This window comes from Saccharopolyspora sp. NPDC045941 (assembly GCF_056431445.1).
The window spans coordinates 61,304-74,953 of sequence record NZ_JBWKKU010000038.1; the positions used below are offsets into that span (position 1 = coordinate 61,304).

Below are 13,650 nucleotides of genomic sequence, written 5' to 3' on the forward strand. Positions count from 1 at the left end.
TCAGGCGGCCGGTCCGCCGAAGATCTCGATCGGCTTGCTCTCCGGCGACAGGGTGACGATCGCCCGCTTGGTGTCCTTGCGCTTGCCGAACCCGGTGCGGGAACGCTTGCGCTTGCCGTTGCGGTTGATCGTGTTGACGCTGGTGACCTTGACGTCGAAGATCTTCTCGATCGCGATCTTGATCTCGGTCTTGTTCGAGCGCGGGTCCACCAGGAAGGTGTACTGGCTCTGCTCGAGCAACCCGTAGCTCTTCTCGGAGATCACCGGCGCAAGGATGATGTCTCGCGGGTCGGCGCTCACTGCTCTGCCTCCTCTGCGGAAGACGCGGCGGCCTTGACCGACCGGCCCTTGACCGGGCCCGCGACGAAGCGCTCGTACGCGGCCTTGGTGAACACCACGTCGTCGCTGTTGAGCACGTCGTAGGTGTTCAGCTGACCGGGGTCGATCAGGTGCACGTTCTGCAGGTTCCGCAGGCTCAGCCAGGAGTTCTCCTCCTCGTGGCGGTTGAGCACAATCAGAACCTTCTTGGCCTCGGTCCAGTTCCGCAGCGCGGTCTTGGCGGACTTGGTGGACGGCGTCTCGCCGCCGACCACGCCGGTGACCACGTGCAGCTGGCCGGCGCGAACCCGGTCGGAGAGGGCACCGCGCAGGGCGGCGACCTTCATCTTCTTCGGGGTCCGCTGCGAGTAGTCCCGCGGCTGCGGCCCGTGAACGATGCCACCACCGGTGAACTGCGGGGCCCGGATGGAGCCCTGCCGGGCGTTGCCGGTGCCCTTCTGGCGGTACGGCTTCTTGCCGCCGCCGGACACCATGCCACGCGTCTTCGTGGAGTGCGTGCCCTGGCGCGCGGCGGCCAGCTGGGCCACCACGACCTGGTGCATCAGCGCCACGTTGGCCTGCACGTCGAAGATCTCGGCGGGCAGTTCGACGGTGCCGTCGGTCTTACCGTCCGGGGTACGGACATCGAGCGTCAGGCTCATCACGCACCACCCTTCGCGGGACTCTTAACCAGGACCAGGCCGCCCTTGGGGCCGGGGACGGCACCCTTGATCAGCAGCAGGCCGGTCTCGGACTCCACCTTGTGGACCTTCAGGTTCTGCGTGGTGACGCGGTCGGAACCCATCCGCCCGGCCATCCGCATGCCCTTGAACACGCGACCGGGGGTGGCGCAGCCACCGATGGAACCCGGCTTGCGGTGCACGGCCTGGGTACCGTGGCTGGCGCCCTGGCTGCGGAAACCGTGCCGCTTGATGGTGCCCGCGAAGCCCTTGCCCTTGCTGGTGCCGACGACGTCGACAACCGCGCCCGCCTCGAAGACGTCCGCGCCGAGCTCCTGGCCCAGCTCGTACTCACCGGCGTCGGCGGTGCGCAGCTCCACGACGTGGCGGCGCGGGGTGACGCCGGCCTTGGCGAAGTGGCCGCTCCGCGGCTTGTTCACCTTGCGCGGGTCGATGGCGCCGAACGCCAGCTGCACGGCCGCGTAGCCGTCCTTTTCAGGGGTCCGAATCTGGGTCACCACGTTCGGCCCGGCCTGGACGACGGTCACCGGGACAATCCGGTTCTGGTCGTCGAAGACCTGGGTCATGCCGAGCTTGGTGCCCAGAATCCCCTTGATCTGCCTGTCAGACATAGGTCTCGTTCTCTCCAGCTACCTCGTCGCCGCGCTTACTGGATGTTCACGTCGACGCTGGCCGGCAGGTCGATGCGCATCAGCGCGTCAACCGTCTTCGGCGTCGGTTCGAGGATGTCGATGAGCCGCTTGTGCGTCCGCATCTCGAAGTGCTCCCGCGAGTCCTTGTACTTGTGCGGGGAGCGGATGACGCAGTAGACGTTCTTCTCCGTGGGCAGCGGCACCGGCCCAACGACCCGAGCGCCGGTGCGCGTCACGGTCTCGACGATCTTGCGTGCGGACGCGTCGATCGCCTCGTGGTCGTAGGCCTTGAGCCGGATGCGGATCTTCTGTCCCGCCATAGTGGCTTGCCGTTCCTCTAGTCTCGTGCCGCGGTTTCGTCTTGGGTGCGGGTGCACCGCACCCTCGCGGGCGGTGGTGCCCCACGCGGCCTCGGCCTTGCGTCATCCCGATGCCGGGAGGCGCCACAGCTCTCAGTCCGCCCCTGTTCAGGTATCTGGTGCCCGGTACACGCGGTCGGGCGTGTCGCCCGGCTACCGCATACCGGTCCCCTCGAACGTCGCCGATGGGGTGGGCCTTGCGGCCCGTACACCTTCTTGTGCCCTGTTCGGCTCGCCGCCGGCGAACCGGCGGCACCAGCACCGCCTGAGAACAGCCGGTGAACCAGAACAAGGGCGCGAGGCCCTCGCAGCAAAGCGGCCGTCGCTTCGAACCTTCTCGATTTCGATCAGTTCAAAACCCGGCCGCCCTGAACGAGCAACCCATACAGGATGACACACCCGTTTATCCAGCCCAAACCGGGGGTGGCATTACGGGAGAACTGTTGCCGGGCTCACCTCGTCCGGGTGGCCCCGTGGCGGGATCCCGGACACCGGTGGCCGGGGCCGAGCGGCCTCGCCGCCTCGAAGACGAAACTTCGGCAGGTTTGTCACCTGAAAAGCAAGAGGGCCCGCCCCCGAAGAACGGGAGCGGGCCCTCGCCACGTCACTTGTTGATCTTGGTGACGCGACCGGCGCCGACGGTGCGGCCACCCTCGCGGATCGCGAAGCGCAGACCCTCGTCCATCGCGATGGGCTGGATCAGCTGGACCGACATCTCGGTGTTGTCGCCCGGCATGACCATCTCGGTGCCCTCGGGGAGGGTCACCACGCCGGTCACGTCGGTGGTCCGGAAGTAGAACTGCGGACGGTAGTTGTTGAAGAACGGCGTGTGCCGGCCACCCTCGTCCTTGGACAGGATGTACACCTGAGCCTCGAACTCGGTGTGCGGGGTGGTGGTGCCGGGCTTCACGACGACCATGCCGCGCTCGACCTCTTCGCGCTTGACACCGCGGATCAGCAGACCGACGTTGTCACCCGCCTGACCCTCGTCGAGCAGCTTGCGGAACATCTCGACACCGGTGACGGTGGTCTTGATCGGCTTCTCCTTGATACCGACCATCTCCACCTCCTCGTTCACCTTGACCACACCGCGCTCGATGCGGCCGGTGACCACGGTGCCGCGGCCGGTGATGGAGAAGACGTCCTCGATCGGCATCAGGAACGGCTTCTCGATCTCGCGAACCGGGTCCGGGACGTTCTCGTCCACGGCGTCCATCAGCTCGACGATCTTGGCGCCCCACTCGGCGTCGCCCTCCAGCGCCTTCAGCGCGGAAACGCGGACGACCGGCACGTCGTCACCCGGGAACTCCTGGGCCGACAGCAGCTCGCGGACCTCCATCTCGACGAGCTCGAGGATTTCCTCGTCGTCGACCATGTCGGACTTGTTCAGCGCGACCAGGATGTAGGGAACGCCGACCTGGCGGGCCAGCAGCACGTGCTCGCGGGTCTGCGGCATCGGGCCGTCGGTGGCCGCGACCACCAGGATCGCGCCGTCCATCTGCGCGGCACCGGTGATCATGTTCTTCACGTAGTCGGCGTGACCCGGGGCGTCCACGTGGGCGTAGTGGCGCTTCTCGGTCTGGTACTCGACGTGCGCGATCTGAATGGTGATACCGCGCTCGCGCTCCTCCGGCGCCTTGTCGATCTCGTCGAACGGCGTGAAGGGGTTCAGGTCCGGGTACTTGTCGTGCAGAACCTTGGTGATGGCCGCGGTGAGCGTGGTCTTGCCGTGGTCAACGTGACCGATGGTCCCGATGTTGACGTGCGGCTTGTCCCTCTCGAACTTCGCCTTAGCCACTGGATTGTCCTCCTGGACTTGTTAACTTTCCGCCGTACGACTTGTTGTGCCAGGCGGAGTCCTGTCGGGTAGGTGACGGGTGGGCCCCCGATCCCGGAAGAACACCGTCCTTGCGGGATGGCGGCCCGTCCGCCGCCGAACTGGAGGGGATTGCTCCCCGGTCGCCTTCGCGAGGCGTTTGCCTCGTGCCCGGTCCCGGCTCAGCCGCGACCGGGCACCGGGTCACTCGCCCGTTGCCTTGGCGATGATCTCCTTCGCCACGTTCGCCGGAACCTCGGCGTAGGAGTCGAACACCATCGAGTAGTTGGCACGGCCTTGGGTCTTCGACCGCAGGTCGCCGACATACCCGAACATCTCCGACAGCGGCACGAGGGCCTTGACGACGCGGGTACCGCTGCGCTCCTCCATGGCCTGGATCTGACCACGGCGGGAGTTCAGGTCGCCGATGACATCGCCCATGTAGTCCTCGGGCGTGGTCACCTCGACCGCCATCATGGGCTCGAGCAGCGCCGGGGAGGCCTTGGCGGCGGCTTCCTTCAGCGCCATCGAACCGGCGACCTTGAAGGCCATTTCCGAGGAGTCGACCTCGTGGTACTGGCCGTCGAGCAAGGTCACCTTCACGCCGACCAGCGGGTAGCCGGCCAGCACGCCGTACTGCATCGCGTCCTGCGCGCCCTGGTCCACCGAGGGGATGTACTCGCGCGGGATGCGCCCACCGGTGACCTTGTTCTCGAACTCGTAGGTCGCACTCTCCGACGTCTGCTCGATCGGCGACAGGCCGATGATCACGCGCGCGAACTGACCGGAACCACCGGTCTGCTTCTTGTGCGTGTACTCGTACTTGTCGATCGACTTGCGGATCGTCTCGCGGTAGGCCACCTGCGGCTTGCCGATGTTGGCCTCGACCTTGAAGTCGGTCTTCATCCGGTTGACGAGCACCTCGAGGTGCAGCTCGCCCATGCCCTTGATGATGGTCTGACCGGTCTCCTCGTCCAGCTTGACCTGGAACGTGGGGTCTTCCTCGGCGAGCTTCTGGATCGCCGTGGAGAGCTTCTCCTGGTCGGCCTTCGTCTTGGGCTCGATGGCCACCTCGATGACCGGAGCCGGGAAGGTCATCGACTCCAGCACGATCGGGTTCGCCGGGTCGCACAGGGTGTCACCGGTCGTGGTGTCCTTGAGCCCGATCACCGCGTAGATGTGACCGGCCTGGATCTCATCGACCGGGTTCTCCTTGTTGGAGTGCATCTGGAACATCTTCCCGATGCGCTCCTTGCGCTCCTTGGTCGAGTTGATGACCTGGGTGCCCGCGGCGACCTTGCCCGAGTAGACCCGGACGTAGGTCAGCTTGCCGAAGAACGGGTGCACCGCGATCTTCGAGACCAGCGCGGCGAACGGCTCGTCCGTGCTCGGCTTGCGCTCGGCCGGGGTGACGCCGTCGGGCAGCAGACCCTGCACCGGCGGAACGTCCAGCGGCGACGGCAGGTAGTCCACCACCGCGTCCAGCATCGGCTGGACACCCTTGTTCTTGAACGCGGTACCGCACAGGACCGGGAAGGCCTCGCGGCTGTTGGTCAGCTTGCGGATGCCGGACTTGATCTGCTCTTCGGTCAGCTCCTCGCCACCGAAGTAGGCCTCCATCAGGGCCTCGTCGGACTCCGCGACGGCCTCGACCAGCTTCTCGCGGTACTCCGCGGCCTTCTCGGCGAGGTCGGCCGGGATGTCCTCGACCTCGTAGTCCTCGCCCTTCTTGACCTCGCCGCGCCAGGTCAGCGCCTTCATGCGGACCAGGTCGACGACGCCCTGGAAGTCCGACTCGGCGCCGATCGGCAGCTGCAGCACCAGCGGCCGGGCGTGGAGGCGTTCCTCGATCGTCCGAACCGTGAAGTAGAAGTCCGCACCCAGCTTGTCCATCTTGTTGACGAAGCAGATGCGCGGAACGTCGTACTTGTCCGCCTGACGCCAGACCTGCTCGGACTGCGGTTCGACACCTTCCTTACCGTCGAACACCGCGACCGCGCCGTCCAGGACGCGCAGCGACCGCTCCACCTCGACCGTGAAGTCGACGTGGCCCGGGGTGTCGATGATGTTGATCTGAGTGTCGCCCCAGAAGGTCGTGGTAGCAGCCGAGGTAATGGTGATACCCCGCTTCTGCTCCTCTTCCATCCAGTCCATCGTCGCGGCGCCGTCGTGCACCTCGCCGATCTTGTACGTGATCCCCGTGTAGTAGAGGATCCGCTCGGTCGTGGTGGTCTTGCCCGCGTCGATGTGGGCCATGATGCCGATGTTGCGGACCTTGGTCAGGTCTGTCAGCACGTCGCGTGCCACGAGTTTCTTCCCCGTTCCCTACAGCAGGTGCAAGCTGTCGAATCGGTGCGCCGAGGCGGGCAAGAGCCGACCCGACGTCACCAGCGGTAGTGCGCGAAGGCCTTGTTGGACTCCGCCATCTTGTGCGTGTCTTCACGCTTCTTGACGCTCGCGCCGAGACCGTTGCTCGCGTCCAGCAGCTCGTTCATCAGGCGCTCGACCATGGTCTTCTCGCGGCGCTGCCGGGAGTAACCGACCAGCCAGCGCAGCGCGAGGGTGGTGGAGCGGCCGGCGCGCACCTCGATCGGGACCTGGTAGGTCGCGCCACCGACGCGGCGGCTGCGGACCTCCAGGGTCGGCTTCACGTTGTCGAGGGCACGCTTGAGCGTGACGACCGGGTCGGTGCCGGTCTTCTCCCGGCAGCCTTCCAGCGCCGCGTAAACGATCCGCTCGGCCAGCGAGCGCTTGCCGTCCACGAGGACCTTGTTCACCAGCTGCGTGACCAACGGCGCGCCATAAACGGGATCGGCGTGCAGCGGCCGCTTCGGGGCCGGACCCTTGCGGGGCATCAGCTCTTCTCCTTCTTCGCGCCGTACCGGCTGCGAGCCTGCTTGCGGTTCTTCACACCCTGGGTGTCAGCGGAACCGCGGATGATCTTGTAGCGCACGCCGGGGAGGTCCTTCACACGGCCGCCACGAACGAGCACGATCGAGTGCTCCTGCAGGTTGTGGCCTTCACCCGGGATGTAGGCCGTGACCTCGATGCCGCTGGTCAGCTTGACACGAGCGACCTTGCGCAGTGCCGAGTTGGGCTTCTTCGGGGTGGTCGTGTACACGCGGGTGCACACGCCACGCCGCTGCGGGCTCCCCTTGAGCGCCGCAGTCTTGGTCTTGGCGACCTTGTCCTGGCGGCCCTTACGGACCAGCTGCTGGATGGTGGGCATGGACCGGCTTTCTGTCAGCGTTCGCGTCTTCTGGTACTCGACCAAGCGGCGCTCGTTCGAGCTTCGGCGTGCCCTGGCGTCGAGCACCTGTCAGGCACTGTGTTTCGGGACTCCTCCCGCACCACGAGGTCGGGCGTGTCGCCCGCTCCTCGGCCTTTCGGCGCCGATGCGCCCCAATGGGAACGACCCCAGAGGGTTGTCGAGAGGAGTTCCACACATCCTCGGCGCTGGCGCGGTCTCAACCAGCGGCTGGCGACCACGTCATGCACGGGCATGCGGATCGACCCGATGGGTGTCGGGTCCGATAAACAAAGATACCTGCCCCGTTCTCAGAGGGTCAAAACGGGGTCCCCCTTGACCTGCTCGATCACCCGGCACTACGACGGCGCCACCTCGGGGTGCGAGCTCGCGGCTTCCCTCCCGGACACTCTACCCAGGCCGACAAGGGCCTCCCGCGGAGCGAGATCGGTCACACCAGCGGGTCATTCGGCCGGCCACACCACGACCCAGCTGGCCTGCCCGATCGGCCGCCCGGCCGCCGGGTGCTGGCGCTGGATGCGGCCGTGGTCCCGGCGCAGCGGGCGCGGGTCGCCGTCCGGGCCGCCGACGACGACCTCCACGCCGACGGCGTTGGCCACCGCGAGCGCCTCCGGCGGCGTCCGGCCGACCAGGTCCGGGATGGGCCGCGGATCGCCGTAGTAGTCGAGGTACCGGTTTACTCCGCGCGCCGGCCTCATGACGCCGCCCCGGGGCCGGCGGGCGTGGTGAGGAGGGCCCTGCGCAGCGTTGCCAATGCGGCCTCCTGCCATGTCGCCCCCGAAGATCGCCATGCGGGAGCGTACCGGCGGCCGTGCCCACGTCCACGCCCCCGGATGGACCAAACGGACGCCGGTGAGCGGAGGTGTTTCCGCTGGTCGTTCCGACTGTCTGGTCAGACCTCCGCGAGCCAGCCGTCCGCGACCAGCGCGCTCACATCCGCCGGGAGGACGAAGGCGGTGCCGCCGCCGACCTGGCCGAAGTCCGGCTTCGCCACGCCGGAGATCACCTGGAAACCGGTCCGGACCCGGTACTTGCGGTATTCCCCGGCCGGCTGCTGCGGCGGCGCGGATCGCTGCGGCAGCGTCGTGCCCGCGACGAAGACCGTGTTGCCCGCCGGGTCGCCGAACCTGTCGACCTCGTCACCCGCGCGCAGGTCGACGAGGAACTTGTCGTCGTAGGCGTCCAGCGTCGGCTCGCCGGGCAGCGGCCGGATCGGGCACTCGAAGTCGGCCAGCGGCTCGTCGGGCGCGCGCAGGAACTGGTCCCGGGTCAGCGCCATCGCGCCGATCAGGTGCGCGGCGGCGGAGAACGGCTCCGGGAACCGGGACTTGTTCTTGACCGCGCCGCCGTCGACGCAGAACACCGCCCACCAGCCGTCGAGCTCGCGGAGCATGCACCAGCCGCCCTCGACGGGCTGTTCGAAGCTGTAGAACCGGCGGCTCATGCCCATCGCGCCGATGAATCCCCTGGCCAGCGCGATCGCTTCGGCCGGCGGGACGTTCTCCAGCGCGTCCGCGTCGGCGCCCAGCACCAGCGCCTTGGCCTCCGCCGCGGCGCGCTCGGCGACGACCTCCGGCGGCCGGTGGCCGTTGCGCCGGACGTGCTCGAGGAAGTCGCGCGGCGGCGCGATGTCGTGCACCCCCAGGTAGTAGGCCATCGCCAGCGGCCACACCCAGGTGCCGTCGGTGTGGAACTGCTTGGGCACCTCCGGCGGCTGCTGCGGGTCCACCTCGTCCGCCGAGGTGCCGGGGGCCGACAGCAGGATCTCGCCGCCGTAGAGGTAGTCCAGGACCGTCTGCTTCTCCGCCCACGACAGCACGGGCCGGTGCGCGAACGGTCGGTCGTCGGCGCCGCGGCCGTCGAAGACCTGGACCATGCGGACGGGGTCGGGGACCTGGAAGCCGCCGCGGTTGTCCGCGTGGTGCTGCCACGCGGCTTCGAACAGCCAGTCCGGCGCCGTCGTCCGCGGGTAGAAGCGCAGCTCGTCGTAGTAGGCGCGGAAGCCCTCGTCGGGGCGCGTCCACTGCGGATCATCGTGCCCGGTCCGGTAGTCGGCGCCGGCGCGGCTGATCGCGATGCTCGCCGTGGTCCACGCACCGGTGTCCGGGCGGTACTCGACGTTGCGGAGCCCGCGCAGCACGTCGACGACCTCCTGCGCCGGGATCCACTGGTGCTCTTCGTCGGTGGTGACGGTCGCGGTGATCTCGATCCGGGTGCCCAGGGCCGTGCAGTTCACCCGGGCCTCGCGCCAGCCTTCCGGCAGCGCGGCGGCGAGCGCGCCGTGCAGCGAGTCGACCAGTTCCTGCCGCAACGCCGACCGGTCCGGCACCGAACCGTAGGACGCCGGCGCCGGGAACTGCGGGCGCACCGGGTGGGCGTCGTCCTCCTGCTCGAAGAACACCGCGGTCACCTGCTCGACCGGGATCGCATCGGGCCTGCCGTTGATCCGCGCCCCGCCGTCCCGCAGGTCGATCACCAGCTGGGGTTCGCCGTCGATGACGCCGTACAACCCCGGGATGTGCGTACCGAGGATCACTTGCCCTCCCCTTCGAAGGTCTCGGTGCGAACGACTCCGTTGATGCGGCGCGGCGCGGGCTTGGGCGCCGGGAACTCCGCGGCGGGCTCGTCACCGGCCGTCCGCAGCGCGGGCTCCGGAACCGACCACTGCGGGCGGGCCGGATAGCGCTCGTTCCAGTCCTCGTCGGTCGGCGGCTCGATCGCGGCCGGCCCCGGCTGGAACGCGCCCCGGCCGAACTCGGCGACGCAGTCCAGCGCCACCTGCTCGACGACGTCGCGCAGCTCCAGCTCCGCGAGCCAGTCGACCGGGAGGGCGCCGACGCCGAGCAGCGCGCCCACGATGTTCCCGCAGATCGCACCGGTGGAGTCGCTGTCGCCGTCGTGGTGCACGGCGATCCGCAGCGCCAGCTCGACGTCCTCGCCGCCGACCAGCGCCGCGCACACCGCGATCGCCAGCGCCTCCTCGCCGACCCAGCCGCCGCCGAGCGTCTCGGCGACCTGCTGCGGCGTCGGCACACCGGCCTCGGCCAGGTCCACGGCGGCCTTCAGCATGGCACTGGTCTCCTCGTGGTCCTCCCAGGTCTCCAGGACCTGCAGGGCCAGCCACACGCCGTCGTCGAGGCCGCGGCCGAGCAGCGCCTGCTGGACGATCACGGCGAGCGCCCCGGCGGAGTGGTAGCCGGCGGGGTGGCTGTGGGTCAGCGCGGCGGTGCGGGCGGCCAGCCGGAACACCTCGGCGGGATCGGTGGAGCACAGCGCGGCCGGGGCGGCGCGCATCACGCCGCCGCAGCCCTTCGAGTCGTTGATCTTCTCGGTGAACGAGCCGGCCGGCTGGCCGTCGCCGAACCGGGCCAGCGCGCGGAACACGGTCTTGCCGGGGGCCCGGGTCTTGAACAGGCCGGGCACCTCGATCAGCCAGCCGTCGGGCGCGGGGTAGTCGGCGAGGAACCGCCCGGCGGCGGCATCCCACTCGACGCCCTGCGTGTGCAGCCAGCGCTGGTAGGCCAGCTGGACCTCGGGCAGCGGGTCCTCGACGCCGAGCATCCGGGCGGCGACGCTGCCGCGGATCAGGCCCTCGGCGGTGAACAGCGTCATCTGGGTGTCGTCGGTGATCGCGCCGTGCACCCCGTACGCCTCGCGCAGGCCGCTCGGCCCGTCGGGGCCGAAGCGCTTGGTGATCTCCTCGGCGGTGATGAACTCCAGGTCGGCGCCCAGGGCGTCGCCGAGCGCCCCGCCGAGGAAGCAGCCCAGCACCCGCTCGGTCAGCGACGGCGCGCTGTCGTCGGGCCGGTCGGCCTTGGCGTGCTCGCCGCGGACGATCGGCTGCACCGTCGCCGCGGGCTCCGCGGGCTTCGGTTCGGTTGCGGCCTGCGGCGCCTCGACGACGTCCGGCGTCTCCGGCTCGGCGGCCGGTTCGCGCTCGCCGACCTCGGCCCGCTCTTCCGGCTCGGTGCCTTCGGGCACGGCGCCCTGGAGGTCGGCCTCTTCACGCTCGGTGTCTTGGAGCACGGCGTCCTGGAGCTTGAGCTCTCCGAGCACGGCGTCCTGGAGGACGGTGTCCTCCAGCTTGACCTCTTCGCGCTCGGCGTCTTCGGGCACGGCATCTTCGGACTCGCCGTCATCGAGCACGACGTCCTTGAGCCCTTCGGGCACGGCATCTTCGCGCACCACGTCCTGGAGCACGACGTCTTCAAGCTCGGTGGCGGCTGGCGCGGTGGGTTCGGCGAGGCTCGGCCGGGCGATGTGATCGGCTCCCAACGGCTCGGTCTCGACCTCCGCCGCGACGGGTTCGATGCCGTCCCGCTCTCCGGGCTCCACCGGGTCGGCGTCGAGCGGCTCCACCGATTCGAGCTCGGTGGGTGCCGGTTCGGCTTCCTCGACCGCGGTGTCTTCCGCTACCGGCTTGAGGACGCTCGGCCGGGCGATGTGGTCGGGGCCGAGCACGGGCTCGTCGGCCCGCGCTTCTCCGGCATCGGATGCGTCGGACAGCCCGAACGGCTCCACCCGCTCGACGTCCGTCAGCGAGGGCTCCGCGAAGGCCTGGAAGACCGCCCCGTCAGCCTCCGGCTCGTCGGCTTCTGCCGGGTCGGCGTCCGCTTCGAGCGGGTCCGCCAGGTCTTCGCCAGGCGTCGCGTCGAAATCGGTCGGTTCGAGATCGATCGGTGCACGCGCGGGCGGCTCCATGTCGACCGGCTCGCGCTCGACCGGTGGCGCGGCGACGGACAGGTCTTCGGCGGAAACGTCCTCTGCGAAGGCTCCCAGCGATGTGGACATCGCGGGCTCCTGCGCTGTGCCGGCGACGCTCAACCCCTGCTCGGCGACGTCCTCTTCCAAGGCGCCGGTAGCGACCTCCGCGCCATCGGCACGTCGCTCGGCGGCGATGTCGTCGGGCTCCGGCACGATGATCCGCGCGAAGGCCTGGTCCGCGGCCTGCGTCTCGTCCGGTGCCGAATCGGGCTCGGCCGGGGATTCGGCAGGCGTCGCGCGGACTTCCGGGGCCCGAGCCGCGGCGCGGGGAGCGGCCAGCGGTGGGAAGGCCCCGATCTGCGGTTCGGCGTCGACCTGCTCGGCCGGGGTGTCGACCGCCGGGAACACCGCGGTGGTTTCCACCGGGGCCCCGTTCGACAGCAGGCGCGGCACCGGGATCGGGCCGGTGCTCGACGGGTCGGTCACCGTGAATTCCGCCGGGGGTTCGGTGCGGGCCGCCGGGAACGTCGGCGCCCCGATGCTCTCCGAGCGCGCGCTCTGCGGCGCGATGCCCTGCGGGGGCGTGTCGACGGCGTCGTCCGGCGCGGCCGTGATCGCGGGCATGATCATGGTCTGCTCGGCGGAGCCTTCGACGGTGTTCGGCGTGCCGGCGGCGAGTTCCCGGGGTCCGCCGAGCGGCCGGTTGTTCGGCGCGTACCGCTGGGCCCACTGCGGCGGCGGTGGCGGTGCGAAGGCTTCGGTGGCGTCCGCGCAGAGGATCTCGATGATCTCGCGCAGTTCGAGTTCTTCCCCCCACTGCGCGGGAATCCCGCCCGGCCCGTAGATCGCGCCGGCGAGCTGCCCGGCCAGCGCACCGGTGACGGTGCTGTCGCTGGACTGGTTCACGGCGACCCGCACCGCGTCGGCGAAGTTCCGGGTGCTGCCCACCGCGGCCAGCGCGATGCCGAGCTCACCGGGCTTGTTGTAGGTGTCGAACTCGATGTCGAGGTCCGAGGGAGAAGGGCGAACGCCCCGCTGCCCGACGAACATCGCCGCGTGCACGGTCCGCCGGACGTCGGCGGGGACCTCGCGGACCTGGTACGCGCTGCCGAGCCGGTTGCGATCGGATGCGGTCACCGCGTCCCACAACGGCACCCCGCGGATCAGCTGGGCCAGCACGTCGGCGTGCATGCCGGCCGCGCTGACGGAGTTCGGCGCGGAGGTGAACAGGTTCGCGGTCGCGGCGCCGGTCGAGTACACGGCCTCCGGCGCGTTCGACCACACCATGGCCGGCGCGGCCCAGGCCACGCAGCCAGCCAAACCGTCGATGCCGGTCGGCGGACGCAGCAGGCCGTCGGCCCCGAGCGGGGACTGCCGGGCCATCCGCCCGAGCAGGGAAATCGCCGCGCCCTCCGGGTTGCGGGTCGAGTACAGCTCCGGCCGTTCGAGCAACCAGCTGTTGGGCGCGGGTTCCGTCGACAGGTACGCCGACATCGCGTAATCCCACGGGACGCCCTGGGTGTGCAGCCAACGCAGGTAGTTGGTGAAGACGAACTCGGTCGGCAACCACCCGTTGCCGACCGGGTTCACGGCCTTCGCCCGCAGCAGGGCTTCCATGGTGAACACGGTGAGCTGGGTCAGATCGCTGACCGCGCCGCGCCGCCCGAAAACGGGCAGGTAGTCGACGACGCCCTGCGGGCCGAACCACTGCTGGAGCTCGGCGGTGCTGGTGTTGCGCACGCCGGCGCCGAGCGCGTCGCCGACGGCCCCGCCGAGCATGGCGCCGCGGAATCGCTCGGCCCACGACAGCTGCGGCGGTTGAGCGTCGGTCATCGCGATGTCTCCCTCATGG

Annotated in this window: 11 protein-coding genes; all 11 read right to left on the minus strand. The window is 69.5% G+C overall.

Annotation, left to right across the window (positions count from 1 at the left end):
* The 11 genes from rplW to AC07FN_RS27850 all read right to left on the minus strand — a co-directional run bounded on the left by rplW (position 1) and on the right by AC07FN_RS27850 (position 13,631).
* Positions 1-300, minus strand: coding sequence for a 50S ribosomal protein L23 (gene rplW, locus AC07FN_RS27800; RefSeq protein ID WP_132493037.1), 300 nt, complete (start codon positions 298-300; stop codon positions 1-3).
* Positions 297-980 (minus strand): 50S ribosomal protein L4, encoded by a 684-nt coding sequence (gene rplD, locus AC07FN_RS27805; RefSeq protein WP_132493038.1) that lies wholly within the window; start codon positions 978-980, stop codon positions 297-299. The genes rplW and rplD overlap by 4 nt, the downstream gene beginning before the upstream one ends.
* Complete coding sequence (gene rplC, locus AC07FN_RS27810; protein WP_093265649.1) at positions 980-1,630, minus strand: 50S ribosomal protein L3; 651 nt, start codon at positions 1,628-1,630, stop codon at positions 980-982. The genes rplD and rplC overlap by 1 nt, the downstream gene beginning before the upstream one ends.
* Before the next feature lie 35 nt (positions 1,631-1,665).
* Entirely contained in the window at positions 1,666-1,971 is a 306-nt protein-coding gene (gene rpsJ, locus AC07FN_RS27815; RefSeq protein WP_009948626.1) for a 30S ribosomal protein S10, read from the minus strand.
* A gap of 643 nt (positions 1,972-2,614) precedes the next feature.
* Positions 2,615-3,808, minus strand: a complete 1,194-nt coding sequence (tuf, locus tag AC07FN_RS27820; protein ID WP_093265650.1) for an elongation factor Tu — start codon at positions 3,806-3,808, stop codon at positions 2,615-2,617.
* A 222-nt stretch (positions 3,809-4,030) separates the two neighbouring features.
* Complete coding sequence (fusA, locus tag AC07FN_RS27825; RefSeq protein ID WP_452616348.1) at positions 4,031-6,133, minus strand: elongation factor G; 2,103 nt, start codon at positions 6,131-6,133, stop codon at positions 4,031-4,033.
* A gap of 77 nt (positions 6,134-6,210) precedes the next feature.
* The gene (gene rpsG, locus AC07FN_RS27830; RefSeq protein ID WP_010315434.1) at positions 6,211-6,681 is read right to left on the minus strand and encodes a 30S ribosomal protein S7; all 471 of its coding nucleotides are present in this window, start codon (positions 6,679-6,681) and stop codon (positions 6,211-6,213) included.
* Positions 6,681-7,055, minus strand: coding sequence for a 30S ribosomal protein S12 (gene rpsL, locus AC07FN_RS27835; RefSeq protein ID WP_009948619.1), 375 nt, complete (start codon positions 7,053-7,055; stop codon positions 6,681-6,683). The genes rpsG and rpsL overlap by 1 nt, the downstream gene beginning before the upstream one ends.
* A gap of 482 nt (positions 7,056-7,537) precedes the next feature.
* Positions 7,538-7,792: a hypothetical protein gene (locus AC07FN_RS27840; protein ID WP_452616347.1), complete on the minus strand. Its 255-nt coding sequence runs from the start codon at positions 7,790-7,792 to the stop codon at positions 7,538-7,540.
* Between the two features lie 194 nt (positions 7,793-7,986).
* Positions 7,987-9,630 carry a TNT domain-containing protein gene (locus AC07FN_RS27845; RefSeq protein WP_478398275.1) on the minus strand — a complete coding sequence of 548 codons (1,644 nt, stop codon included), beginning with the start codon at positions 9,628-9,630 and terminating at the stop codon, positions 7,987-7,989.
* Complete coding sequence (locus AC07FN_RS27850; RefSeq protein WP_478398276.1) at positions 9,627-13,631, minus strand: ADP-ribosylglycohydrolase family protein; 4,005 nt, start codon at positions 13,629-13,631, stop codon at positions 9,627-9,629. Before AC07FN_RS27850 ends, AC07FN_RS27845 begins: the two co-directional genes overlap by 4 nt.
* Between the last annotated feature and the right edge of the window lie 19 nt (positions 13,632-13,650).

Excerpts from the sequence above, each read along its gene's own strand:
- rplD (WP_132493038.1), bottom strand. The coding sequence starts at position 980 with ATGAGCCTGACGCTCGATGTCCGTACCCCGGACGGTAAGACCGACGGC.
- rplC (WP_093265649.1), bottom strand. The coding sequence starts at position 1,630 with ATGTCTGACAGGCAGATCAAGGGGATTCTGGGCACCAAGCTCGGCATG.
- rpsJ (WP_009948626.1), bottom strand. The coding sequence starts at position 1,971 with ATGGCGGGACAGAAGATCCGCATCCGGCTCAAGGCCTACGACCACGAG.
- rpsG (WP_010315434.1), bottom strand. The coding sequence starts at position 6,681 with ATGCCCCGCAAGGGTCCGGCCCCGAAGCGGCCGCTGCACGCCGATCCC.
- rpsL (WP_009948619.1), bottom strand. The coding sequence starts at position 7,055 with ATGCCCACCATCCAGCAGCTGGTCCGTAAGGGCCGCCAGGACAAGGTC.
- AC07FN_RS27840 (WP_452616347.1), bottom strand. The coding sequence starts at position 7,792 with ATGAGGCCGGCGCGCGGAGTAAACCGGTACCTCGACTACTACGGCGAT.
- AC07FN_RS27850 (WP_478398276.1), bottom strand. The coding sequence starts at position 13,631 with ATGACCGACGCTCAACCGCCGCAGCTGTCGTGGGCCGAGCGATTCCGC.